This is a genomic window from Stenotrophomonas sp. YJH_SMC_122, from assembly GCF_059369535.1.
In genome coordinates this window covers 689,353-713,506 of record NZ_JCAFST010000001.1, presented here as the reverse complement: position 1 = coordinate 713,506, position 24,154 = coordinate 689,353, and the positions used below count along the sequence as shown (strand labels likewise).

Sequence of the window (24,154 nt, the reverse complement as noted above, 5' to 3'; positions counted from 1 at the left end):
GGCTTCCACCAAAGCGGTCCCAGCGCTCAGACGTCGGCGTGGGCCAGTGCGTGCAGGCGCCCTTCGCGCAGCTCCAGCACCCGGTCCAGGCGCCGCGCCAGGCTGCGGTCGTGGGTCACCAGCACCAGGCTGGTATGGCGCGCGCGGTTGAGTTCCAGCATCAGCTCGAACACGGTGCCGGCGGTGCGGTCATCCAGGTTGCCGGTCGGCTCGTCGCCGAGCACGCAGGCCGGATGATTGACCAGCGCGCGCGCCACTGCAGCACGTTGGCGTTCGCCACCGGACAGCTCGCCCGGCTTGTGGTCCAGGCGATGGCCGAGGCCGACCGCTTCCAGCAGCGTGTTGGCCCGGCTGCTCGCCTCGGCCACGGCGGTGCCGGCCAGCAGCACCGGCATCATCACGTTTTCCAGCGCGGTGAACTCCGGTAGCAGGTGATGGAACTGGTAGACGAAGCCCAGCGCCTGGTTGCGCAGCACGCCGCGCGCGGTATCCGACAGCGCCGACATGCGCTGGCCGGTCACATACACTTCGCCGGCAGTCGGAATGTCCAGGCCGCCCAGCAGGTGCAGCAGCGTGCTCTTGCCGGCACCGGAGGCGCCGATGATCGCCACCGTCTCGCCAGCAGTCACGGTCAGGTCCAGCCCATCGAACACCGGGGTCTGCATGCGCCCTTCGGCATAGGTCTTGCCCAGCGCTTCGGCGCGGATCACTTCATCGCCGCGGTTGACGACCTTATTCATAACGCAGGGCCTCCGCCGGCTGGGTGCGTGCCGCCCGCCAGGCGGGATACAGGGTTGCCAGGAAGCTCATCAGCAGCGCGACCACGGTGATCGCCACCACGTCGCCGGTCTGCATGTCGGTCGGCAGGCCGGTGATGTAATAGACGTCCTCCGGCAGAAGCTTGACGTTGAACACGCTTTCGATGGCGCCGAGGATGCGTTCCAGGTTGAGGGTCAGGGTGATGCCGCCGATCAGGCCGGCCAGCGTGCCGAAGATACCGATCAACGAGCCCTGCACCATGAACACCTGCATCACCCCGCCCGGGGTCAGGCCCAGCGTGCGCAGGATGGCAATGTCAGCCTGCTTGTCGGTCACCAGCATCACCTGCGAGGACACCAGGTTGAAGGCACCCATGGCGATGATCAGCGACAGCAGGATGCCCATCACCACCTTCTCCATGCGCAGCGAGTGGTAGAGGTTGGCGTTCTGCTGCGTCCAGTCACTCACGCGGTAGGCGCCACCGAGGCTCTGCGCCAGGTCCACGCCCACTTCCAGCGAGCGGTCCATGTCGTGCAGCTTCAGCCGCACGCCGGTGGCGCCGTCACTGCGCAGAACACGCTCCAGGTCCTGCATGTTGGCGAAGCCGACGCCGCGATCGACCTCGTTGTACCCGGCCTCGAAGAGGCCGCTGACGGTGAAGCGTTTCATCCGCGGCACCGCGCCGGCCGGCGTGCCCTGCACTTCGGCAAAGGTCACCAGCACCTGGTCGCCAACGTCCACGCCCAGCCAGATCGCCAGCTCCTTGCCCAGCAGCAGGTTGAAGCTGCCCGGCTTGAGGCTGTCATAGCTGCCCTTGGTGACCTTCTTGTCGATCACCGAGACGTTCGGCTCCAGCGCCGGATCGATGCCCTGGATGACCGCGCCCTGCACGCGCGGGCCGCTGATCATCGACTGGATCTCGATGTACGGCGCGGCGCCGGCCACCCGCGGGTCCTTCTTGGCCACGTCGACCACCCGCATCCAGTCCGGCATCGGTTCGCCGTCGCGGCTGATGGTGGTATGGGCGGTCATCTGCAGCAGGCGGCTGCGGATTTCCTTCTGGAAACCGCTCATCACCGCCAGGGTGGTGATCAGCACCGTAACGCCGAGCGCGATGCCCAGGATCGATGCCATCGAGATGAAGGAGATGAAGCCGTTGCGGCGCTTGGCGCGCAGGTAGCGCAGGCCGATGGCCACGGGAATGGGTTTGAACATGCAGGCACGCCGGTCAATTCAGCTTATGGTGCCATCGACCGGGGCTGACGGGAAACGCTGCGTGCGGCCACGGCCAGTCGCAGTTCACGTCGCTGCCCGGAATCGAGCACATCCGGCCAGAACAGCAGGCGCCGGCGGCGCCGATCCTCACGCCACAGCAACAACAACCATGGGCCACGCACCACCAGCCGTGGCGTATCGACGTCCCGCCCGGCCACCTGCAATGGCCCGGGAAGCGGCGGAAGACGCACCTGCACGCGTGGCCTGCGCTGGCGCCAGGCCAGTTCGGCCAAGCCGACGCCCCAGGCCAGCAGCAGCGCGGGCATCAGCAGCCGCGCAGGCAGATCCGAGGCGCGCAACAACCAGGGAGAGGCCAGCAGCACCGCCAACTGGGCGGCGGCCTGCAGCCGCGAGGGGCGCCACTCAAGGCTTGAGGGCGAGGATCTTCTGCATGAGGGGGATCGCGTGCGCATGCGGGCAAGCCTCATAGCCCATGAACCAGCGCCACAATTTATCGTCCTCGCAATCGAGCAGGAACAGGAAAACCTCGCGCTCTCCGGTCGGTGCAGTGCTCCACTCACGGTCCAGGTAGCGGCCGAACAGCTGGTCCAGTTCGCGCATGCCGCGGCGGCAGCGCCAGCGCAGCTTCTTCAGCAGAACATCGTCTTCCATCGTGCTTCTCCAGATACAGCAAAGCCACGCATGGCGTGGCTCTACTGAGGTGGTGCAGCCACGCGTAGCGCGGCTCCACCGGGTACAGCCAGGCCTGATCAGGCGCGGCGTTCCATCATCAGCTTCTTGATCTCGGCGATCGCCAGCGCCGGGTTCAGGCCCTTCGGGCAGGTGCGGGCGCAGTTCATGATGGTGTGGCAGCGATACAGCTTGAACGGATCTTCCAGATCGTCCAGGCGCGCACCGGTGTCCTCATCGCGCGAGTCGATGATCCAGCGGTAAGCCTGCAGCAGGATTGCCGGGCCCAGGTAACGCTCGCCGTTCCACCAGTAGCTCGGGCAGCTGGTCGAGCAGCAGGCGCACAGGATGCACTCATACAGGCCGTCCAGCTTCTTGCGGTCTTCCGGCGACTGCAGGCGCTCACGGTCCGGCGGTGCCGGGGTCTGGGTGCGGATCCACGGCTTGATCGAGGCGTACTGCGCGTAGAAGTGGGTCAGGTCCGGAACCAGATCCTTGACCACGTTCATGTGCGGCAGCGGGTAGATCGGCACTTCCTTCTTGCCGCAGTCCGAGATGGCTCGGGTGCAGGCCAGGGTATTGGTGCCGTCGATGTTCATCGCGCACGAACCACAGATGCCTTCGCGGCACGAGCGGCGGAAGGTCAGGGTCGGGTCGATCTCGTTCTTGATCTTGATCAGGGCGTCCAGGACCATTGGGCCACAGGCATCCAGATCGACTTCATAGGTATCGGTGCGCGGGTTGCTGTCGTCGTCCGGACTCCAGCGGTAGATCTTGAAGGTGCGCACGTTCTTGCCGCCGTTCTTGACGGGGAAGTGCTTGCCCTTCGTGATCTTGGAATTCTTGGGGAGTGAAAACTCGGCCATGGCTGCTCTCGTTGGCTCAGGCGGCCCGCGCCCGTGGGCGCGGATTGCATGGTAGGCGGGGTCGGATCAGTACACGCGCGGCTTCGGCGGCACCACGGACACGTCGTCGGTCAACGTGTACATGTGCACCGGACGGTAGTCGAAGCTGCACTTGCCCTTCTCGTCGACGCTGACCAGGGTGTGCTTCTGCCAGTTGACGTCGTCGCGGTCCGGATAGTCCTCGTGCGCATGCGCACCACGGCTTTCCTTGCGCTGTTCGGCCGAGTTGATCGTCGCCACCGCGTTGAGCAGCAGGTTGTTCAGCTCGTAGGTCTCGATCAGGTCCGAGTTCCAGACCAGCGAACGGTCGGAGACCTTCACGTCCTGGAACGAGTCGAAGATCTTGTCCATCTTCTCGCAGCCTTCCTTCAGCGTCTGGCTGGTACGGAAGACCGCCGCGTCGGCCTGCATGGTGCGCTGCATGCGATCGCGGATGACCGAGGTCGGGGTATCGCCGTTGGCGTGGCGCAGCTTGTCCAGCAGGCCCAGCGCCTTGTCGCAGGCATCGGCCGGCAGCGGCTTGTGCGCGGCACCCGGCTTGATGGTCTCGGCGCAGCGGTTGGCCACCGCACGGCCGAACACCACCAGGTCCAGCAGCGAGTTCGAGCCCAGGCGGTTGGCGCCGTGCACGGACACGCAGGCCGCTTCGCCGATGGCGTACAGGCCCGGCACCACGGCATTGTCGTTGTCGCCGACCTTCTGCACCACTTCACCGTGGTAGTTGGTCGGGATGCCGCCCATGTTGTAGTGCACGGTCGGAATGACCGGGATCGGCTGCTTGTGCACGTCGACGCCGGCGAAGATGCGGGCGCTCTCGGCGATGCCCGGCAGCTTGTCGTCGATCACGCCCGGGCCGAGGTGGGTCAGGTCGAGCAGGATGTGGTCCTTGTGCTCGCCGACGCCGCGGCCTTCGCGGATCTCGATGGTCATCGAACGGCTGACCACGTCGCGCGAGGCCAGGTCCTTGTAGTGCGGTGCATAGCGCTCCATGAAGCGCTCGCCGCTGCTGTTGCGCAGGATGCCGCCTTCACCGCGGACACCCTCGGTGATCAGGCAGCCGGCGCCGTAGATGCCGGTCGGGTGGAACTGCACGAACTCCATGTCCTGCATGGCGATGCCGGCACGCATGGCCAGGCCGCCACCGTCGCCGGTGCAGGTGTGCGCCGAGGTGGCGCTGAAGTAGGCACGGCCGTAGCCGCCGGTGGCCAGTACCACGCCCTGGGCGCGGAACAGGTGCAGCGTGCCATCGGACATGTCCAGGGCCAGCACGCCGCGGCAGGCGCCTTCGTCGTCGAAGATCAGGTCAAGCGCGAAGTACTCGATCATGAAGCGCGCATCGTGCTTCAGCGACTGCTGGTACAGGGTGTGCAGCATCGCGTGGCCGGTACGGTCGGCCGCCGCGCAGGTACGCTGCGCCGCCGGGCCTTCGCCGTACTTGGTGGTCATGCCACCGAACGGGCGCTGGTAGATCTTGCCTTCGGCGGTGCGCGAGAACGGCACGCCGTAGTGTTCCAGTTCGATGATGGCCGGGATGGCCTCACGGCACATGTACTCGATGGCGTCCTGGTCACCCAGCCAGTCCGACCCCTTGATGGTGTCGAAGAAGTGGTAGCGCCAGTCGTCCTCGCCCATGTTGCCGAGTGCGGCCGAAATACCGCCCTGGGCGGCAACGGTGTGCGAACGGGTCGGGAAGACCTTGGTCAGGCACACGGTCTGCAGGCCCTTGGCGGCCAGGCCGAACGTGGCGCGCAGGCCGGCACCGCCGGCGCCGACCACGACCATGTCGTACTTGTGTTCGGTGATCTTGTAAGCGGACATCTAATCTGGATTCCTGTGTAGGTGCCTGGGCTCAGGCAACGCCGAGGGCGATGCGGCCCACCGCAAACACACTGACGATCATGCCGAGCACGGCGACGAACTTCACCGCGGTCTGCAGCACCAGGGCCAGCAGCGATTCGTGGATATAGTCTTCCAACACGACCTGCATGCCGAGCTGCGCGTGCCAGAACATGGCGATCAGCAGGCCGATCAGCGGCACTGCGTTCCACGGCTTGGCCACGGCGGCGGCGGCGGTCGCGTAATCCGAGCCCAGCAGGCCCAGCACGAAGACCAGGAACCAGATGCCCAGCACCACCAGCGCGGCGGCGGTCAGGCGCTGGTGCACGAAGTGCTCGGTGCCGGTCTTGGCCGAGCCCAGGCCGCGCACGTTCTTCAGCGGGGTACGGAACTTGCTCACGCGGCACCTCCGAACATCACATAGGCCCACACCAGCAGGGTGATCACCAGGCTGCCGATGACCGACAGCCAGCTGCTGCGGATGAAGGCGGGGATGCTGAAGCCGATGGCGAAGTCCTGCACCACATGGCGGATGCCATTGCACAGGTGATAGGCGAACGACCATGTCCACGCGAACAGGAACACGCGGCCATACCAGGCCCCGGCATGGCCGGTGAAGCAGTTCCAGGACTCGGGCCCCATCATCAGGGCCAGCAGGCCGGCAGCGATGATGAGGGCACCAACAGACAGAAAGATGCCGGTGGCTCGATGCAGGATCGAGGTGGCCATCTGGATCTGCCAGCGATACACCTGAAGGTGCGGGGAAAGTGGGCGTTGTCTGGTCGCCATTCGCTGGGCTCGTTGTCTCGGCTGGGCGGCACGCGGCCGCGTTGGCTCAATGCTGATCAGAAATCGATGCAGCGTCCGTTTTTCTCCCAATCGCCATACCGCACCGGATCAAGTCCGCCGCGGCCGCCGAATTCCTCTGCTTTTTCCTGTTCCACGGGCACGGGTGCCACGGGGACCAGCGGGGCTTCAGATTCGTCGTCGGGAGTGGGGGTTGTTTGGCCTATCATGTTCGGTCTCGCAACGCACAAATTTTAGACCTCGTTCACGTGCCTGACAACCTGCCCCCTGCTTTCGTCGGATATCCGCGCCTGCCCGGCCACCAGCTGCTGAGCCTGCAGGGCCCGGATGCGGCCGTCTTCGCCCACGCCCAGTTCAGCAGCGACGTCACCGCCCTGCCCCTGCTGCACTGGCAGTGGAGCGCCTGGCTGAGCGCCAAGGGCCGCACCCTGGCGGTGTTCCAGCTGCTGCGATTGGCTGATGACCAGGTGATGCTGGTGCTGGCAGATGGCGATGCCGATGCGATTGCGTCGCAACTGCAGCGCTTCGTGTTCCGTCGCAAGGTGAAGGTACGGGTGCGCAGCGATCTGGCCGTGGCCGGTGCGTTCACTGCGCCCGAGGCTGCCAGCGGCGCCGCGATCGCGCGCGCTGCAGGTGACGGCTGGGAGCTGGACCTCGGCAGCGACGTCCTGCCGCGCACGCTGCGCATTGGGGCGGCGGACGCCGTTGCATCCGGCAGCGAAACCGATGAGGCCGCCTTCGCCCTCGCCTGGCGCCAGGCCGACCTGCGCTACGGATTGCCGCGCTTGGACGAGAGCCAGCGCGAAGTGTGGACCCCGCAGCAGCTGGGCCTGGACCGCCTGAATGGCTACAGCGTGAAGAAAGGCTGCTACCCGGGCCAGGAAATCGTCGCCCGCACCCACTTCCTCGGCAAGGCGAAGCGCGCGGTGCAGCTGCTGCACACCGCGGCACCGGCACAGGCCGGCGATGGCGTGCTGCAGGACGGCGCGACGCTGGGCACGATCGCCAGCGTGGCCGGTGACCTGGCGCTGGCGGTGCTGCCGCTGGAAGCCAGTGACGCCGACCTGCAGGTGGGCAGCGCCACCGCCCAGCGCGTGCCGTTGCTGGACGGGCTGGCGCGCTGAATGAGTGGTAGTGCCGGCCGCTGGCCGGCAACCACGCATGATGGAGGTTGCCGGCCAGCGGCCGGCACTACCGGTTACAGGCGCTCGCCGCTCTCTGCGTTGAAGAAGTGCAGGCCCTGCGAGTGAATCGCCACGCGGATCTGCTCGCCCACTGCTGGCAGCGCCTGCGGTGCCACGCGCATGGTCAGCGCATGCTGGCCACTGCTCAGATTGACGAAGATCTCGTTGCCGACCGGCTCGATGCCTTCAATGCGCGCGATGAACGCATGCGCGTCATCGGCAGCAGCAGGCTGCAGGTGCTCCGGCCGCACGCCGACCGCGATCGGCTTCTGCAGCCACGCTGGATTGATCGTGGCCTGTCCCAGTGGCGCGCGCCATTCGCCGTCGACCACGCTCACGCCGCCGGCATCGCCCTGCAGCGTGCCACGCAGCACGTTCATCGCCGGGCTGCCGAGGAAACCGGCCACGAACAGGTTGGCCGGGCGGTCGTACAGCGCCATCGGCGTATCGATCTGCTGGATGATGCCGTCCTTCAGCACCACGATGCGCTGGCCCAGCGTCATCGCTTCAACCTGGTCGTGCGTCACGTAGATCATGGTGGTGCCCAGCTTGCGGTGCAGCTGTGCGATCTCGGTACGCACGCTGTGGCGCAGCTTGGCGTCGAGGTTGGACAGCGGCTCGTCGAGCAGGAACACCGCCGGCTCGCGCACCAGCGCCCGGCCCAGTGCCACGCGCTGACGCTGGCCACCGGACATCGCCTTGGGCAGCTTGTCCATCATCTCGGTCAGGCCCAGCGTCTGCGCCGCCTCGGCAATGCGCTTGTCGATGGTCGCCTTGTCATGCCCGCGCAGCTTCAGGCCGAAGGCCAGGTTCTCGGCCACGGTCATGTGCGGGTACAACGCGTAGCTCTGGAACACCATGGCGATGTCGCGATCCTTCGGCGCCACGTCGTTGACCACGCGATCGCCGATGGTCAGCGTGCCGCCGCTGATCTCTTCCAGGCCCGCCACCATCCGCAACAGGGTCGACTTGCCACAGCCGGACGGACCGACCAGCACCATCAGCTCGCCATCGGCGACCTCGAAGCTGGCGTCCTTCACCGCGACCTGGCCGTTGTCGTAGACCTTGCGCACACCCTGCAACTGCACTTTTGCCATATCACCTATCCGGTCCGCCCGAAGCCGGGCTGTCTTTTGGGACTGCCTCGGCCCTCCCGATGGCAGTGATGATTGCGCGCCTGCCGCATGACGGCGAGCACTGCAATCGAATACAGTTGCCCATTCTGCCATGTAAACGTTTTCACGTGGCACTATCCGATGATCGGTGCGCACCGATCTGCGTCGGCGGTTGAACGAAGGTTCCGCCGAGGTAGTGGTTTCGAATGGAACGGTCTTCCGCAACCTTGGAGATCGCCCCTGACGATCCTCGGACAGGCAGTTGCGCGGATGTCCCCCGAACCCAGCCATGAAGCGATTGACAACGATGTCACCCGGATCTGAAACTCGAGCGATGCACGACACCCTCTTCCTGTTCGGTGCCACAGGTGATCTGGCCCAGCGCTACCTGTTCCCTTCGCTGCTTCGCCTGCTCGGCGACGGCCTGCTGCCGGAGGACTTCCGCGTCCGCGCACTGGCCCTGTCCGGGCATGACACCGAAGCCTTCCATGACATCCTGCGGCCGCGCCTGCAGCAGGCCATGCCGATGGCCACGCAGGACGACATCGCTGCCCTGCTGCGCCGCATCGACTACCGTTCGGTGGACCTGCGCGACGTCGACTCGGTTGCCGCTGCGGTCTCCGATCTGGTGCACCGCAAGTGCGTCAGCTACCTCGCCATTCCGCCGGGCCTGTACATTTCCACCTGCGAAGGCCTGGCCAGGGGCGGCGCCCTCGCCGCGCCGGCACGCCTGATGCTGGAGAAGCCGATCGGCAGCGACAGCGAGAGCGCCGAGGAAATCATCAGCACCATCGGCCAGTGGATCGACGAGGACCGCGTGTTCCGCCTCGACCATTACCTGGGCAAGGCGGCAGTGCAGAACCTGATCGCGCTGCGCTTCGGCAATACGCTGCTGGAAGCGGTGTGGAACCGCAACTACATCGAATCGGTGCATATCCTGGTGGCCGAGAGCGAAGGCGTGGATGGCCGTGATGCCTACTACGCCCGCTCCGGCGCGCTGCGCGACATGGTGCAGAGCCACATCCTGCAGCTGCTGTGCATGGTGGCGATGGAGCCGCCGGCGTCGCTGGAAGCCGACCGCATCCGCGACGAGAAGGTCAAGGTGCTGCGCGCCCTTCGCCCGCTCGACGCGAAGCACGCCGCGCGCGACAGCATCCGCGGCCGCTACACCGCCGGCACCATCAACGGCCAGCCGGCGCAGGCCTACCAGCCGCCGGAAGGCAGCGACGTGGAAACCTTCGCCGGTGTCACCGCGCATATCGACAACTGGCGCTGGAGCGGCGTGCCGTTCCACCTGGTCACCGGCAAGCGCCTGCCCGAGCGCACCACCCGCGTGGTGGTCACGCTGAAGCCGGTCACCCACTGGCTGTTCGAGCGCCCGCAGCGCGCGCAGGCCGCACCGAACCGCCTGGTGTTCCAGCTGCAGCCGCAGGAGAACATCGAACTGGGCCTAATGAGCAGCCTGGCCGGCCCGGAATGGGGCGCGCTGGAACTGCATCCGCTGGAACTGGAACTGTCGGTGCCAACCGGCCTGCATCGCCGCATCGCTTACGAACGCCTGTTCCTGGACGCCTTCAATGGCAACCACACGCTATTCGTGCGCGACGACGAAGTGCGCGCCGCGTGGGCCTGGATCGACAGCGTCGCCGACGCGTGGAAGGACGCCAAGCTCCCGCTGGAGCCCTACCCCGCCGGCCAATGGGGCCCGAGCAATGCCGGCGAGTTCCTGCCGCAGGGCGTGGACGCACCGGACAGCGGAGCGTCGGCATGAGTGCCAGCTCGCAGCCGGTGCTGGTGGCCGACATCGGTGGCACCAATGCCCGCTTCGCCCTGGCAGACACCTCGCAGGACGCACCTCTGCAGAAGGACAGCATCCGCGAGTACGCGGTGGCGGAGTTCCCTTCGCTGGGTGATGCCGCGCGCCACCATCTGGAACAGATCGGCGCCACCGCAAGCCGCGGCGTGTTCGCAGTGGCCGGTCGCGTTGATGGTGACGAAGCACGCATCACCAACCATCCGTGGGTGATCTCGCGCAGCCGCACCGCAGCGATGCTCGGTTTCGACGAGCTGCACCTGATCAACGACTTCGCCGCACAGGCGATGGCGATCTCGCTGCTGCAGCCCGAGGACGTGGTCCAGGTCGGCGGTGCCGCCTGGGTACCGGGCAAGCCGGGCCAGCCGCGCAACTACGCAGTGATCGGGCCGGGTACCGGCCTCGGCGTGGGCGGCCTGATCATGCGCCACGGCCGCTGCTACCCGCTGGAAACCGAAGGCGGCCATGTCAGCTTCCCGCCGGGAACCCCGGAAGAGATCCGCATCCTGGAGATCCTGTCCGAACAGTTCGGCCGTGTCTCCAACGAGCGCCTGATCTGTGGCCCCGGCCTGGTCAACATCCACCGCGCCGTGTGCGAGATGGCCGGTATCGACCCGGGCCAGCTGCAGCCGGTGGACGTGACCGCCCGTGCCCTGCACGGTGATCCGCAGGCAATGCGCACCGTGGACGTGTTCTGCGCCGTGTTCGGCGCCATCGCCGGTGACCTGGTGCTCACCCAGGGCGCCTGGGATGGCGTGTTCCTGACCGGTGGCCTGACCCCGAAGATGCTCGATTCGCTGCAGCACTCCGGTTTCCGCCAGCGCTTCGAACACAAGGGCCGCTTCTCCTCGATCATGGCGCGCGTACCCTCATTGGCGGTGATGCATCCCCACGCCGGATTGCTGGGCGCCGCCGCCTATGCCACCGACGCCGAACGTGACGCACCAGGAGTTGCCGAATGAACCCCAGCTTCCACGACGATCGCATCGAGTTCATCCAGCACGGCGACGCCGACGGCTGGATCGAAGCGGTGGCCGCTGAGATGGCACGCACCCTCAACCACGACATCAATGAAGTGGGCCGCGCCCGCATCCTGTTGTCCGGCGGCACCACGCCGGCTCCGGTCTACCAGGCACTGGCCGAGCTGGACGTGCACTGGGACCGGGTTGAAGTGAGCCTGGCCGACGAGCGCTGGCTGTCGCCGCAGGATCGCGACAGCAACGCCTGGCTGGTGCGCGAGCACCTGCTCAAGCGTACCGAGGGCGCCCACTTCGATCCGCTGGTACGGATCGGCAAGCCACTGCCCGAATGCGTGTATACCGCCAACCTGCAGGCGCAGCACAGCCAGCCGCCGAGCCTGGTAGCGCTGGGCATGGGCAACGACGGGCACACCGCCTCGCTGTTCCCTGGCTCGAAAGACCTCGCACGCGCACTGGAAAGCACCCTGCCCTATGCCGCGCTGGATGCCACCGGCTGCCCAGGCGCGAACCAGTGGCCGCTGCGCATCACGCTGACCCCGCACGGCCTGCGCCAGTGCCGCCAGCGCCTGTTGCTGCTGCGCGGCAAGCAGAAGCTGCAGGTACTGCGCCAGGCGCTGGACAGCAACGATGCCCAGCAGTATCCGATCCTCAATGCGATCAACCTGGAAGGCGCGCGCCTGCGCGTCCACTGGGCTGATTGATGTCGGCGGCGGCGCCGTGCCGCCGCTTGCCTCTCGCCACCACGAATGCCGGTAGCCAATGAGCCTCCATCCTCAACTGCAAGCCATCACTGAGCGCGTCATCCGCCGCAGCGCCGCCTCGCGCGCCGCCTATCTGGCCGCGATCGATGCCTCCCTGCGCGAGGGCCCGTTCCGCAGCCGCCTGAGTTGCGGCAACCTCGCCCACGGGTTCGCCGCCTGCGGCGGCACCGACAAGAGCCGCCTGCGCGGCGGCGTGACGCCGAACCTGGGCATCATCACCGCCTACAACGACATGCTGTCGGCGCACCAGCCGTTCGAGACCTATCCCGAACAGATCCGCGGCATCGCCCGCGAGCTGGGCGCCACCGCACAGGTCGCCGGCGGCGTGCCTGCGATGTGCGACGGTGTCACCCAGGGCCGTGGTGGCATGGAGCTGTCACTGTTCTCGCGCGATGTCATTGCCCAGGCCACGGCCATCGGCCTCAGCCATGACATGTTCGATACCACCGTCTACCTCGGCGTGTGCGACAAGATCGTGCCGGGCCTGCTGATCGGTGCGCTGGCCTTCGGCCATCTGCCGGCAGTGTTCGTACCGGCCGGCCCGATGACCCCGGGCATCCCGAACAAGCAGAAGGCCGAAGTGCGCGAGCGCTACGCCGCCGGTGAGGCCACCCGCGAAGAGCTGCTGGAAGCCGAGTCCGCGTCGTACCACGGTGCGGGCACCTGCACCTTCTACGGCACGGCCAACTCCAACCAGGTGCTGCTGGAAGCCATGGGCGTGCAGTTGCCGGGCGCCTCGTTCGTCAATCCAGGCACGCCGCTGCGTGACGCCCTGACCCGCGAGGCAACCGAACGAGCGCTGGACATCACCGCACTGGGCGACGACTTCCGCCCGCTGGGCCGGATCATTGACGAGCGCGCGATCATCAACGCGGTCATCGCGCTGATGGCCACTGGCGGTTCGACCAACCACACCATCCACTGGATCGCGGTGGCGCGTGCGGCCGGCATCGTGCTGACCTGGGACGACTTCGACGAACTGTCGCAGCTGATTCCGCTGCTGGCCCGTGTCTATCCGAACGGCGAGGCCGACGTGAACCGTTTCGCGGCCGCTGGCGGCCCGGCCTTCGTGTTCGGCGAGCTGATCAAGGCGGGCCTGATGCACGGCGACCTGGTCAGCGTCGCGCGTGGCGGCATGGCCGACTATGCGCGCGAGCCGCAGCTGCGTGACGGCCGGCTGGTCTACCTGCCGGGCCTGGAACACAGTGCCGATGACGAAGTGGTGCGTGGCGTCGACAATCCGTTCGAGCACCAAGGTGGCCTGCGCCTGCTGCGCGGCAACCTCGGCAAGTCGCTGATCAAGCTGTCGGCGGTGAAACCGCAGTACCGAACGATCGAAGCACCGGCGGTGGTGGTCGATGCACCGCAGGTATTGAACAAGCTGCACGCCGGTGGCCTGCTGCCGCAGGACTTCGTGGCGGTGGTGCGTTACCAGGGCCCGCGTGCCAACGGCATGCCCGAACTGCATTCGCTGGCACCGCTGCTGGGCCTGCTGCAGAACCAGGGCCGGCGCGTGGCGCTGGTCACCGACGGCCGCCTGTCCGGTGCCTCGGGCAAGATCCCGGCGGCCATCCATGTGACCCCGGAAGCGGCGCGCGGTGGCCCGCTGGCCAAGGTCCGCGAGGGCGACATGATCCGACTCGACGGCGAGGCCGGCACGCTGGAAGTGCTGGTGGACGCGGCGGAATGGGCAGCACGTCCGCTGGCGCCGAACACCGCGCCGGCCGCGCATGACCTGGGCCGCAACCTGTTCGCGATCAACCGTCGCGTGGTGGGCCCGGCCGACCAGGGCGCGATTTCGATTTCGTGCGGGCCGGCGGCGGCCGATGGCGGGCCGTGGGACTACGACGCGGAGTATGAGCTGGGGCACGATGCCGCAGCGGCGGCGGCGCCGCATGAGGCAAAAGACGCCTGAAGCGAAAAGCCGCGGCAGGCTTCCCGACCTGGGCAGTAGAGCGCCCTGGCCGGGACACGCCGTAAACCCCCTACGGGGCCGGCCCAACCGCTGGCGGTTGGGCGTTCGGGCGCTTGCAAAGCGGTGCTTCGCAAGCAAAGCGCCCTCACCCATGGGGGCTCGGTCGCGGCATCCATGCCGCTCACGGTCCCGGCTGGGGCTGACCGCGCCCTTCTGACACTCTCCGGCGCATCAATGCCGCGAAGTGATCACTGAAAATCAAATTCGACAGCAAAGGCAGAAGCAGAGCTATGGGTATCGAACAACATCAGGTGAAGGCGGCGGAGCTGTTGCGTGCGGCGGGCATCCTGCCGGTGGTGACGATTCATACGCTGGACCAGGCGCGTGCGGTCAGTGCGGCGTTGCTGGAAGGTGGCCTGCCGGCGATCGAGCTGACGCTGCGCACGCCGGTGGCGATGGAAGCGCTGGCAACGCTCAAGCGTGAGCTGCCGGACGTGGTGGTGGGTGCCGGTACGGTGCTGACCGTGGAGCAGATGCAGCAGTCGATCGATGCGGGCGCGGACTTCCTGGTGACCCCGGGTACGCCACCGGCGCTGGCCGATGCGCTGGCGGCGGCACCGCTGCCGGTAGTGCCGGGTGCGGCCACGCCGACCGAACTGCTGTCGCTGTATGCGCGCGGCTTCCGCGTGTGCAAGCTGTTCCCGGCCACAGCCGTGGGCGGGCTGGCGATGATCAAGGGTCTGGCCGGCCCGGTCGCCGACCTCAAGCTATGCCCGACCGGCGGCATCACCGAAAACACCGCCGCCGAGTACCTCGAGCAGAAGAACGTGGTCTGCATCGGCGGTTCGTGGATGGTGCCGGGCAACTGGATCGCCAACGGCGAATGGGACAAGGTGCGCACCAGCGCCGCTGACGCGGCGAAGATCATCAAGCGCGTGCGCGGCCACTGAGCCCGACGCAGCTGCAGAGCCGAGCCCATGCTCGGCTCCGCGCCCGCAGGCCGGAAAGCAGCCGAGCATGGGCTCGGCTCTACATTTCCTCTGTCGGCAGTGACGGCGCACGGAACCTGTCGATGGCCCTGCGGAAGGCTCAACCGTTGGCCAAAACCCTTACAACGGCCGCGCCGGATCCACCAGCCCGTACTGGCTGGCCATGCGCGCCAGCGCGATGTTGTCGTGGATCCCCATCTTCTCGAACAACCGCGCCTTGTGCGTGTTCACCGTCTTCGCACTCAGGCTCAGGCGCCGCGCGATGTCTTCCTGGCGCAGGCCCTGGGTCAGCAGCAATGCCACTTCCAGTTCTCGCGGCGACAGGCTGTCGAACGGCGAACCATTGCCCTCCACCGTCGACAAGGCCAGGTTCTGCGCGATGCTGGTGCCCAGGTAGCGACGGCCCATGGCCACATCGCGCACCGCGCGCAGCAGCTCCTGTGCATCGCAGCCCTTGCCGATGTAGCCCGCGGCCCCCGCCTCCAGCAAGCGCTTCGGCAGCGGCCCGTCTTCCAGCACCGACACGATCACCACGCGGGTGTTGCGGTGGCTGCGGACGATGCGCTCGGTCACTTCCATGCCACTCACACCGGGCAGGTGCAGGTCGCACAGCACCACGTCCGGCAGCAGCTGGCGGACGTCGCGCAGTGCGTCTTCACCCGTCTCGGCTTCGCCCACCACCTCGATGTCGGTCTCCCCCGACAGGATCATCTTCATCCCGGTGCGGACCAGCGCATGGTCATCCACCAGGTAGACTCGAATCGTCATTCACGTACCTCTTCGAATGCGGCCATTTGCAGGTCAAGCTAGGCAGGGCGCCGATATCCCTGCAAGCGCGTTCGGGACGCGGTCCAGGCGTTCTGCCTTGCGCATCACAGTAACGCGCGTTGTGCTTGCCCCCTGTCTTGCAGAACCTGCTGCAACGAAACAACTGATCTATTACGTAGACGCCCCGGAAGGGTCATCCACGTCACCCCCCTGTGATGATGCTTCGCTGGCCGTCGCTGGCGGCGAATCCCGACGTCGCCAAGGATGCCGGCGACTGAACATGACCAGATAGCACCCTACCACCCAAACCAGCGCGGCACACCATCCGGCCAGGATGTCCGAGGGATAATGCACGCCCAGATAGACCCGTGAGACGCTCACCAGCAGGCTGAACGGGGGCGCCAGCAGCAGTACCGGCCAGCGCCAGCGGGTATTCCAGGCCAGCAGCACCAGGGTCGCGGCAAGGGTCATCGAGCCCATGGCGTGCCCGCTGGGGAAGCTGAACGTCGATTCCGGCGCAATCGACTCCCACAGGCTGGGGCGCTGGCGCTGGAAGAAGTGCTTGCTGCCCATGTTCAGCAACGCCGATCCCACGAAACTGACCGCGACGAAGGTCGCCTCGCGCCAGCGCCGGTAGCCCAGCAGCGCACCGATGATCAGCACGTCAGCAGGGATCAGGAACCACTCGTAGCCCAGTTTCGAGATGAGCACGAAGAAGCGGTCCAGCCATGGCGAATGCAGGCCATGCATCTGCCACAGCAGCGGCGCATCGAAATGGAACGATTCAAATTCGTGCACTTCGTCAGCCAGGGCGACGAAGCCCGCCAACGGCAGCAGGACGCCACCGAACAGCAGGACCAGGCGCCAGGCGTTGCGCGCCATCCAGTGGCGGAAACCGGAGGCCGACTCCGGAGCGGCGAGGATCGCAGGCTTATCCGGCGCTTCGGACATATTTGTGTTCGACGTAATCGTCGATCAGGGCGACGAACTCCTGGGCGATGTTGTCGCCACGCAGGGTCACCTTCTTCTCGCCATCGACGAATACCGGTGCTGCCGGCGTCTCGCCCGTACCCGGCAGGGAGATGCCGATGTTGGCATGGCGCGACTCACCCGGCCCGTTGACGATGCAGCCCATCACCGCCAGGGTCATGTTCTCCGCACCCGGGTGGTGGATTTTCCACAGCGGCATCTTCTCGCGCACGTGGTTCTGCACCACTTTGGCCAGTTCCTGGAAGAACTCGGAGGTGGTGCGGCCGCAGCCCGGGCAGGCCGTGACCAGCGGCGTGAAGGCGCGCTGGCCGGTGGTCTGCAGCAGTTCCTGGGCGACGATCACTTCCTGCGTGCGCGACTGGCCCGGTTCCGGGGTCAGCGAGATGCGGATGGTGTCACCGATGCCTTCCTGCAGCAGCACGCTCAGCGCTGCCGACGAGGCGACGATGCCCTTGCTACCGATACCGGCTTCGGTCAGGCCCAGGTGCAGGGCGAAGTCCGAGCGCTGGGCCAGGTCGCGGTACACCGCGATCAGTTCCTGCACGCCACTGACCTTGGCCGACAGCACGATGCGATCGCGCGGCAGGCCGAGTTCCACCGCCTGCTCGGCCGAATCCAGCGCCGAACGGATCAGCGCCTCGCGCAGCACGCGGCCGGCGTCCCAGGGCTGCTCGCGCAGGCTGTTCTCGTCCATCAGCCTGGCCGCCAGTGCCTGGTCCAGCGAGCCCCAGTTGGCACCGATGCGCACCGGCTTGTTGTAGCGGATCGCGAACTCGATCAACTGGGCGAACTGCAGGTCCTTCTTCTTGCCGAAGCCGACATTGCCCGGGTTGATGCGGTACTTGGCCAACGCTTCCGCACACGCCGGCTCGGCGGTGAGCAGCTGGTGGCCGTTGTAGTGGAAGTCACCGATCAGCGGTACATCGATACCCATCATCGCCAGCTTGTCGACGATGCGCGGAATGGCCGCAGCGGCTTCCACGGTGTTGACGGTCAACCGCACCATCTCCGAACCCGCACGCCACAACTCGGCCACCTGCTTCACGCTGGAGGCCACGTCGGACGTATCGGTGTTGGTCATCGACTGCACCACCACCGGCTTGCCTCCGCCTACGGTGACCCCGCCGATCTGGACGGCATGGGTCTGGCGACGGGGCCAGGCGGTGGCATCTGAGGGGGGAGTCGGGCGGGTGACGGCGTCGTGCATGGGCGCATTCTACCGCCCACTCCCGCATTCGGGGTGACTCGCATTCAGCCTGCGTCACGGCTGCGGCCGATTGTCGCAGGCATGTACACGCATGAACGCATACGATGAGCGTGAATGACCGGTCCCGACGCCCCGTTTCTCCGTACCCTGTGCAGCCTGCGCTGGCTTGCCGTAGGCGGCCAGGCCGCCACCATCCTGGTCGCGACCTGGGTGCTGGGCCTGCCGTTGCCGCAGCTGCCGCTGTGGGCCGGCGTGGCGGTGCTGGCCCTGTTCAACGTCTATACCCAGCTGCGCCCGGAGGCGGCCGACACTGCGCCGCTGACCGCATTCGGCCACATCCTGGTGGACGTGATCATCCTGACCTGGATGGTGGGCTGGAGCGGCGGCATGGCCAACCCGTTCAGTTCACTGTTCCTGATCCTGATCGCGCTGGCCGCGTTCGCCCTGCCCCTGCGCTGGGCACTGGCGGTCGCGCTGGCCTGCCTGCTCGGCTACGCCGCCAGCGGCATCTTCGGGCAGGCGCTGCCGGACGGCTACTTCCGCGCACAGGACCTCAATCGCTGGGGCGTGGTCGCCAACTTCCTGATTTCCGCCACCGTGGTGCTGGCCTTCTCCACCCGCCTGGCGCTGGCCCTGCGGGAGCGCGAACTGGAACTGTCGGCGCTGCGTGAACGCTTCGCCCGCAACGAGGGCATCGTCGCCCTGGCCACCCATGCCGCCTCGGTGGCACATGAACTGAACACACCACTGGCGACCATGACCCTGCTCGCCGATGACGTCGCCGAGCGCAGCGAAGAGCCGGAAGTGCGCGAGGACATGGAAACCCTGCGCGAGCTGCTGGTGCAGTGCCGCGAGCGCGTGCTGGCACTGGCCGCCCCGGCTTCGGCCGATGCACCGGGTCGCAGCCACTCCAGCGCCCAGCAGGTTCTGGAGCAATGGCGCCTGGTGCGACCGACCATCGACCTGCATCGCAACGACGATGCGCCGCTGCGGCTGCCACTCGACCCGGGCGTAGGCCATCTGCTGATGGTCCTGCTCAACAATGCCGCCGATGCCGGCGAGAAGGCCGGCCGGCCGCGCGTGGACCTGGACCTGCGCATCGAGGGCGACGACCTGATCGGCGAAGTACGCGACTACGGCCATGGTTTCGACGCCCGTGCCGCCGTGCTGCCGGGCAAGCTGTTCGGCAGCAGCAAGAGCGAGGGCATGGGCGTCGGCCTGGCCCTGTCCCATGCCACCATCGAACGCCTCGACGGCGAGATGTGGATGCGCCCGGCCCAGGGGGCCGGCAGCCGCGTCGGCTTCCGCCTGCCGCTGGCCCCACGCGAGGAAACCCCATGAGCGCCTCAACCCTTGGTCTACTTGTCGACGACGACGAGCTGTACCTGCGCACCCTGCAGCGCAGCCTGGCCCGCAAGGGCCTGGAAACACAGACCGCACAGGATGCCGCCAGTGCCTTGGCACTGGCCCGCCAGCATCCGCCGGCGTTCGCGCTGATCGACCTGAAGCTGGGCAGCGATTCCGGCCTGGCGCTGATCCAGCCGCTGCGCGCACTGCGCGCGGACATGCGCATCCTGCTGGTGACCGGCTATGCCAGCATCGCCACCGCAGTGGAGGCGATCAAGCTGGGCGCGGATGATTACCTGCCGAAGCCGGCCACGGTGCCGATGATCCTGCGCGCCCTCGGTGAGGAGGACGACGGCCCGGCCGACGACGGCGAAATGGAAGTGCCGGACGCGATGACGCCGATCAGCCGCCTGCAGTGGGAACATATCCAGCAGGCGATGCACGAGACCGGCGGCAACGTGTCCGCGGCCGCACGCCTGCTCGGCATGCACCGGCGCTCGCTGCAGCGCAAGCTGGCCAAGCGGCCGAGCCCGGAACGCGACCCGAGCCGCTGACGCGGTAGTGCCGGCCGCTGGCCGGCAACCATCCGCTGCGGTAGTGCCGGCCGCTGGCCGGCAACCTCATGAACGATTGAAGCATCACCTGGATGCCGGCCAGCGGCCGGCACTACCAGCGCATCAGCCCTTCAACTGCGCCAGGATCTCGCGGGTCATCGGATCGGCAACCGCCACATCCTCGCCCTGCAGCGCCGGCAGCAGGCCACTGGCCAGCTGCTTGCCGAGCTCGACACCGAACTGGTCGAAGGCGTTGATGTTCCAGATCACCGACTGCACGTACACGGCGTGCTCGTACATGGCGATCAGTGCACCCAGCGCCTGCGGGGTCAGCGCGTCGAGCAGGATCAGCGTACTCGGCCGGCCTCCCGGGTAGTCGCGGTGCGGATCTTCGCTGCCCTGGCCATTGGCCAGCGCTTCGGTCTGCGCCAGCAGGTTGGCCAGCAGGGCCTGGTGATTGATCGTGTACGGATCATCGTTATGCACGCAGCCGATGAAGTCGGCCGGAACGACGCTGGTGCCCTGGTGCAGCGCCTGGAAGAAGCTGTGCTGCACGTCGGTGCCTGCCCCACCCCACCACACCGGCACGGTGTCGACGGTGACCGGCTGGCCGTCGCGCTGCACGCGCTTGCCCAGGCTTTCCATCACCAGCTGCTGCAGGTAAGCCGGCAGCAGCGCCAGGCGCTGGTCGTAGGTCATCACCGCGTGCGTGGCATGGCCGAGCAGGTTGCGGTTCCAGATGTCGGTGAGGCCGTGCAGCACCGGCAGGTTGCGCTCCAGCGGTGCATCCAGCGCATGCGCATCCATCTGCGCCGCGCCTTCCAGCAACTGTTCAAAACGCTCGAAGCCGATTGCCAGCGCGATCGGGAAACCAACCGCCGACCACAGCGAATAGCGGCCACCGACCCAGTCCCACATCGGCAGCACGCGATCGGCGGCGATCGCGAAGGCCTTGGCGGCGCGCTCCGGATTGGCGCTGACCGCATACAGGCGCTCGCTGCCGCCCAGCCAGTCGTGCAGGATCTGGCCGTTGAGCAGGGTTTCCTGGGTACCGAAGGTCTTGGAGATCAGGATGCCGGCGGTCTTCGCCGGATCCAGCGCGGCCAGCGTGCGCTGCATGGCGGCGCCGTCCACGTTCGACACGAAATGCACGCGCAGGCGCGCACCAATGACCGGGCGCAGCGCATCGGCGACCAGGCGCGGGCCGAGGTCGGAACCCCCGATGCCGACACTGACCACATCGGTCACGCCACTGTCTTCCAGCGCGCGCACCAGCACGCCCATGCGCTGGCGGATGCCGCGCGCGGTGGCATAGGCCTCGGCCGCCACCGGCGCATCGACCACGTCGCCACGCAGCGCGGTATGCAGCGCGGCGCGGCCTTCGGTCAGATTGACCTGCTCGCCGCGGAACAGGCGGGTGATGGCGCCGCCGACATCACGGTCGGCAGCCAGCGCCAGCAACGCCTGCAGCGCCGCGGCATCGTACTTCTGACGGGCGAAGTTGACGTACAACGGACCGACCCGCAGCGCCAGGTCCTGCACGCGGCCGGGTTCGGCGGCGAGCAGGCCGGGAATGCTTGCGCCCTTCAGGCGCTGGGCGTGGGAATGCAGCGAGTCGAATCCGTTGTTCGTTGTCATGCGGCCTGGGTCGGGATCGTGTCGTTGGTGTGGGTGATCTGGTTGTTGCCATCAACGTACACCAGCTTCGGCTTGAAGCTGTCAGCTTCCTGCTCGGTCATGCTGGCGAACGCGGCGATGATGATGATGTCACCGACCTGCACGTGGCGCGCGGCGCCACCGTTGAGCGAGACAACGCCGCTGCCGGCTTCGGCGCGGATGGCATAGGTCGAGAAGCGCGCACCGTTGGTCACGTCCCAGATATGCACCTGTTCGAACTCGCGGATGCCAGTGGCAGCCAGCAGGTTGTCATCGATGGCAATCGAGCCTTCGTAGTTCAGCTCGGAATGGGTGACGGTGGCGCGGTGGATCTTGGTCTTGAGCAGGGACAGGTGCATGGGGGCGCTGCAACGGCAAAGGAAAGAGCGGATTCTAGCACCCGCCCGGCCATCGTCAGGGGGCTGCGGCAGGACGCTGAAGGCCGTTCAGGCGCCCTCGCCCGCCTGCCCCGCCGGGGACCGCGCAGGGATGGCCTTCCAGTGACAGCCGGAACACCGCATGGAAGGCCAATCCGGCGACCACGCCGAAGCCGCCGGCGGCCAGCACCTGCAGGGCATGGCTGATCACATCGAACGTATCGACGTAGCGCAGGCGCCGCAGCAACGGGCCGCTGTCCTCGCCCGGCCACGCGCAGGTGGCCATGGCCAGGGCGCCAAGCCCGAAGCCGACCAGCACGAAACCGATCCGGCGCAGACGTTGCTGAGACTGCAGGATCAGTGCCATCGGCAGCAGCACGGCAATGGCATTGCAGACCGCCAGTACGAACATCAGGCCGCCACCGGTCAGGGCCGGCACCGGCGTACGCCCCAGGTCCACTGCGAACAGCAGGCCGCCGAACAGCTGCGCGGGCAGCATGCCTGCGGCCAGTACTGCCAGGATCGAGGCCTGGGCAATACCGCGGGAATCAGTGGTGGCGCCGTTCATTTCCGGTCTCCCGTCCATGGGAAGGTTGGAGGCGCCCGTTGCGGGCGCCCCGGAGCCACATGCGGCTCAGAACTCCAGGTTGTCGATCAGCCGGGTGGTACCGAGCCGTGCGGCGATCAGCGCCACCCGGCCGCCGCCGTCGAACGTCGGCTCGGCCAGCTCCGGAGTGCGCAGCACCGCGTAGTCGACCTGGAAACCGGCCGCCTGCAATGCAGCAGTGGCCTCGGCTTCGATGCGATCACGTGCCTGCCCGGCCACGTAGCCTTCGCGCATGCCCAGCAGGGTCCGGTGGATGGTGGTCGCGACCGGACGCTGTTCGGCGCTCAGGTACTGGTTGCGCGAGCTCTTGGCCAGGCCGTCCTCGTCGCGCACGATCTCGGCGCCGACGATCTGGACCGGGAACGACAGCTCGGCCACCATCTGCTTGATCACGGCCAGCTGCTGGTAGTCCTTGCGACCGAACACGGCCACGTCCGGCTGCACCTGCAGGAACAGGCGCGCCACCACCGTGCAGACGCCATCGAAGTGCCCCGGACGGCTGGCACCTTCCAGCACTTCACTCACGCCCGGCGCGTGCATGCGCGTGGTCTTGTCCACGCCCAGCGGGTACATCGCCTCGACGCTGGGCAGCCACACCGCATCGCAGCCTGCCTGCTCCAGCCCGGCCACGTCGGCCTCGGGCGTGCGCGGGTAGCGGCTGAAGTCCTCGTTCGGCCCGAACTGGGTCGGGTTGACGAAGATGCTCGCCACCACCCTGTCGGCGTACTGGCGGGCCAGGGCCACCAGCGAATGGTGGCCCCCATGCAGGTTGCCCATGGTCGGCACCAGCGCCACGCGCAGGCCCTCGCGCTTCCACTGGGCGATCTGCCCGCGCAGCGCGCCGAGCTCGTTGAAGGTCTGGATCATTGGGCGTAGGCGTGCTGTTCGTCGGGGAAGCTGCCGTCGCGCACGGCGTCGGCAAACGCGCGGGTGGCACCGGCCACCGAGCCGCCTTCGGCAAGGAAATCCTTGACGAACTTGGGACGGCGATGGCCACTGTCCAGGCCGAGGAAATCGTGCAGCACCAGCACCTGGCCATCGCACTGCGGGCCAGCACCGATACCGATGGTCGGCACATCCACCGCAGCGGTCACTTCGGCGGCGACGGGGGTCGGCACGCATTCGAGCACCATGATGCTGGCGCCTGCGGCGGCCACGGCCTTGGCATCCTCCACCAGCTGGCGCGCAGCATCGCCGCGGCCCTGGATCTTGAAGCCGCCCAGGCGCAGCACCGATTGCGGGGTCAGGCCCAGGTGCGCGCAGACCGGAATCTCGCGCTCGACCAGGTAGCGGATGATGTCGACCTTGAAGCCGGCACCTTCGATCTTGACCATCTCGGCACCGGCCTGCAGCAGCTGCAGCGAGGCATCCAGCGCGCGTTCCGGGGTGGCATCGGCGCCGAACGGCAGGTCGGCCACCAGCAGCGCACGCTGCAGCACGCGGGCCACGGCGCGGGTGTGGTAGACCATGTCGGCCACGGTCACCGGCAAGGTCGAATCATGGCCCTGCACGACCATGCCCAGCGAATCGCCGATCAGGATCAGGTCGACGCCATTGGCATCGAAGGTGCGGGCAAAGCCAGCGTCGTAGGCGGTCAACATGACCAGCTTCTGGCCATTGCGCTTGGCCTCGGCCAGGGCGGGAACGGTCCAGGGCTTGCTGTCTGCGTGGGTGCTCAT

At 67.3% G+C, this 24,154-nt stretch carries 26 protein-coding genes; 8 read left to right on the top strand and 18 right to left on the bottom strand.

Features of this window, described 5'->3' with window-relative positions:
- Positions 1 to 26 precede the first annotated feature (26 nt).
- From lolD to AC5P66_RS03360, 9 genes are all read right to left on the bottom strand, one after another.
- Positions 27 to 740: a lipoprotein-releasing ABC transporter ATP-binding protein LolD gene (gene lolD / locus AC5P66_RS03400; RefSeq protein WP_099495501.1), complete on the bottom strand. Its 714-nt coding sequence runs from the start codon at positions 738 to 740 to the stop codon at positions 27 to 29.
- Positions 733 to 1,974 (bottom strand): lipoprotein-releasing ABC transporter permease subunit, encoded by a 1,242-nt coding sequence (locus AC5P66_RS03395; RefSeq protein WP_099495502.1) that lies wholly within the window; start codon positions 1,972 to 1,974, stop codon positions 733 to 735. The genes lolD and AC5P66_RS03395 overlap by 8 nt, the downstream gene beginning before the upstream one ends.
- Positions 1,975 to 1,997: 23 nt before the next feature.
- The gene (locus tag AC5P66_RS03390; protein ID WP_099495503.1) at positions 1,998 to 2,447 is read right to left on the bottom strand and encodes a hypothetical protein; all 450 of its coding nucleotides are present in this window, start codon (positions 2,445 to 2,447) and stop codon (positions 1,998 to 2,000) included.
- Positions 2,398 to 2,646, bottom strand: a complete 249-nt coding sequence (locus tag AC5P66_RS03385; protein ID WP_049413478.1) for an FAD assembly factor SdhE — start codon at positions 2,644 to 2,646, stop codon at positions 2,398 to 2,400. The genes AC5P66_RS03390 and AC5P66_RS03385 overlap by 50 nt, the downstream gene beginning before the upstream one ends.
- A 98-nt stretch (positions 2,647 to 2,744) precedes the next feature.
- Positions 2,745 to 3,530, bottom strand: a complete 786-nt coding sequence (locus AC5P66_RS03380) for a succinate dehydrogenase iron-sulfur subunit (RefSeq protein WP_005409079.1) — start codon at positions 3,528 to 3,530, stop codon at positions 2,745 to 2,747.
- A 66-nt stretch (positions 3,531 to 3,596) separates the two neighbouring features.
- Entirely contained in the window at positions 3,597 to 5,387 is a 1,791-nt protein-coding gene (sdhA, locus tag AC5P66_RS03375) for a succinate dehydrogenase flavoprotein subunit (protein WP_099495504.1), read from the bottom strand.
- A gap of 31 nt (positions 5,388 to 5,418) precedes the next feature.
- Positions 5,419 to 5,805, bottom strand: a complete 387-nt coding sequence (sdhD, locus tag AC5P66_RS03370) for a succinate dehydrogenase, hydrophobic membrane anchor protein (RefSeq protein ID WP_005409077.1) — start codon at positions 5,803 to 5,805, stop codon at positions 5,419 to 5,421.
- Complete coding sequence (sdhC, locus tag AC5P66_RS03365; protein ID WP_005416132.1) at positions 5,802 to 6,194, bottom strand: succinate dehydrogenase, cytochrome b556 subunit; 393 nt, start codon at positions 6,192 to 6,194, stop codon at positions 5,802 to 5,804. Before sdhC ends, sdhD begins: the two co-directional genes overlap by 4 nt.
- A 56-nt stretch (positions 6,195 to 6,250) precedes the next feature.
- Positions 6,251 to 6,421, bottom strand: coding sequence for a DUF1674 domain-containing protein (locus tag AC5P66_RS03360; protein WP_080342731.1), 171 nt, complete (start codon positions 6,419 to 6,421; stop codon positions 6,251 to 6,253).
- A gap of 39 nt (positions 6,422 to 6,460) precedes the next feature.
- Here AC5P66_RS03360 and ygfZ point away from each other — a divergent pair, with 39 nt between their 5' ends.
- Positions 6,461 to 7,336, top strand: a complete 876-nt coding sequence (gene ygfZ / locus AC5P66_RS03355; protein WP_111096900.1) for a CAF17-like 4Fe-4S cluster assembly/insertion protein YgfZ — start codon at positions 6,461 to 6,463, stop codon at positions 7,334 to 7,336.
- A gap of 74 nt (positions 7,337 to 7,410) precedes the next feature.
- Here ygfZ and AC5P66_RS03350 read toward each other — a convergent pair whose 3' ends face one another.
- Positions 7,411 to 8,493: an ABC transporter ATP-binding protein gene (locus tag AC5P66_RS03350; RefSeq protein WP_099495507.1), complete on the bottom strand. Its 1,083-nt coding sequence runs from the start codon at positions 8,491 to 8,493 to the stop codon at positions 7,411 to 7,413.
- Between the two features lie 352 nt (positions 8,494 to 8,845).
- On the opposite strand from AC5P66_RS03350, the gene zwf reads away from it, so the two are divergent.
- From zwf to eda, 5 genes are all read left to right on the top strand, one after another.
- Positions 8,846 to 10,282: a glucose-6-phosphate dehydrogenase gene (gene zwf / locus AC5P66_RS03345; RefSeq protein ID WP_049413486.1), complete on the top strand. Its 1,437-nt coding sequence runs from the start codon at positions 8,846 to 8,848 to the stop codon at positions 10,280 to 10,282.
- Positions 10,279 to 11,286, top strand: coding sequence for a glucokinase (gene glk, locus AC5P66_RS03340; protein WP_099495508.1), 1,008 nt, complete (start codon positions 10,279 to 10,281; stop codon positions 11,284 to 11,286). The genes zwf and glk overlap by 4 nt, the downstream gene beginning before the upstream one ends.
- The gene (pgl, locus tag AC5P66_RS03335; RefSeq protein WP_049413491.1) at positions 11,283 to 12,005 is read left to right on the top strand and encodes a 6-phosphogluconolactonase; all 723 of its coding nucleotides are present in this window, start codon (positions 11,283 to 11,285) and stop codon (positions 12,003 to 12,005) included. The genes glk and pgl overlap by 4 nt, the downstream gene beginning before the upstream one ends.
- Positions 12,006 to 12,063: 58 nt before the next feature.
- Positions 12,064 to 13,980, top strand: coding sequence for a phosphogluconate dehydratase (gene edd, locus AC5P66_RS03330; RefSeq protein ID WP_049413492.1), 1,917 nt, complete (start codon positions 12,064 to 12,066; stop codon positions 13,978 to 13,980).
- Between the two features lie 290 nt (positions 13,981 to 14,270).
- The gene (eda, locus tag AC5P66_RS03325; RefSeq protein ID WP_049414671.1) at positions 14,271 to 14,930 is read left to right on the top strand and encodes a bifunctional 4-hydroxy-2-oxoglutarate aldolase/2-dehydro-3-deoxy-phosphogluconate aldolase; all 660 of its coding nucleotides are present in this window, start codon (positions 14,271 to 14,273) and stop codon (positions 14,928 to 14,930) included.
- A gap of 159 nt (positions 14,931 to 15,089) precedes the next feature.
- Here eda and AC5P66_RS03320 read toward each other — a convergent pair whose 3' ends face one another.
- From AC5P66_RS03320 to ispG, 3 genes are all read right to left on the bottom strand, one after another.
- Positions 15,090 to 15,737, bottom strand: coding sequence for a response regulator (locus AC5P66_RS03320; RefSeq protein WP_005416124.1), 648 nt, complete (start codon positions 15,735 to 15,737; stop codon positions 15,090 to 15,092).
- Between the two features lie 171 nt (positions 15,738 to 15,908).
- The gene (locus AC5P66_RS03315) at positions 15,909 to 16,688 is read right to left on the bottom strand and encodes a phosphatase PAP2 family protein (RefSeq protein ID WP_005416123.1); all 780 of its coding nucleotides are present in this window, start codon (positions 16,686 to 16,688) and stop codon (positions 15,909 to 15,911) included.
- On the bottom strand, positions 16,669 to 17,934 hold the full coding sequence (gene ispG, locus AC5P66_RS03310) for a flavodoxin-dependent (E)-4-hydroxy-3-methylbut-2-enyl-diphosphate synthase (protein ID WP_049414673.1): 1,266 nt from the start codon (positions 17,932 to 17,934) through the stop codon (positions 16,669 to 16,671). Before ispG ends, AC5P66_RS03315 begins: the two co-directional genes overlap by 20 nt.
- A 114-nt stretch (positions 17,935 to 18,048) precedes the next feature.
- Between ispG and AC5P66_RS03305 the strand changes: the two genes are divergently transcribed.
- Positions 18,049 to 19,275 (top strand): ATP-binding protein, encoded by a 1,227-nt coding sequence (locus AC5P66_RS03305; RefSeq protein WP_049414674.1) that lies wholly within the window; start codon positions 18,049 to 18,051, stop codon positions 19,273 to 19,275.
- A complete protein-coding gene (locus tag AC5P66_RS03300) occupies positions 19,272 to 19,835 on the top strand; it encodes a response regulator transcription factor (protein ID WP_005409063.1) in 564 nt (187 codons plus the stop codon). The genes AC5P66_RS03305 and AC5P66_RS03300 overlap by 4 nt, the downstream gene beginning before the upstream one ends.
- A 123-nt stretch (positions 19,836 to 19,958) precedes the next feature.
- Here the strand turns inward: AC5P66_RS03300 and pgi are convergent, their stop codons facing one another.
- The 5 genes from pgi to panB form a co-directional block, all read right to left on the bottom strand.
- Entirely contained in the window at positions 19,959 to 21,473 is a 1,515-nt protein-coding gene (gene pgi / locus AC5P66_RS03295) for a glucose-6-phosphate isomerase (RefSeq protein ID WP_099495509.1), read from the bottom strand.
- The gene (gene panD / locus AC5P66_RS03290; protein WP_006432456.1) at positions 21,470 to 21,850 is read right to left on the bottom strand and encodes an aspartate 1-decarboxylase; all 381 of its coding nucleotides are present in this window, start codon (positions 21,848 to 21,850) and stop codon (positions 21,470 to 21,472) included. Before panD ends, pgi begins: the two co-directional genes overlap by 4 nt.
- Before the next feature lie 55 nt (positions 21,851 to 21,905).
- Positions 21,906 to 22,436 carry a hypothetical protein gene (locus AC5P66_RS03285; RefSeq protein ID WP_049411329.1) on the bottom strand — a complete coding sequence of 177 codons (531 nt, stop codon included), beginning with the start codon at positions 22,434 to 22,436 and terminating at the stop codon, positions 21,906 to 21,908.
- A 66-nt stretch (positions 22,437 to 22,502) separates the two neighbouring features.
- The gene (gene panC, locus AC5P66_RS03280) at positions 22,503 to 23,342 is read right to left on the bottom strand and encodes a pantoate--beta-alanine ligase (RefSeq protein WP_111096899.1); all 840 of its coding nucleotides are present in this window, start codon (positions 23,340 to 23,342) and stop codon (positions 22,503 to 22,505) included.
- Positions 23,339 to 24,154, bottom strand: a complete 816-nt coding sequence (panB, locus tag AC5P66_RS03275) for a 3-methyl-2-oxobutanoate hydroxymethyltransferase (RefSeq protein ID WP_049439732.1) — start codon at positions 24,152 to 24,154, stop codon at positions 23,339 to 23,341. The genes panC and panB overlap by 4 nt, the downstream gene beginning before the upstream one ends.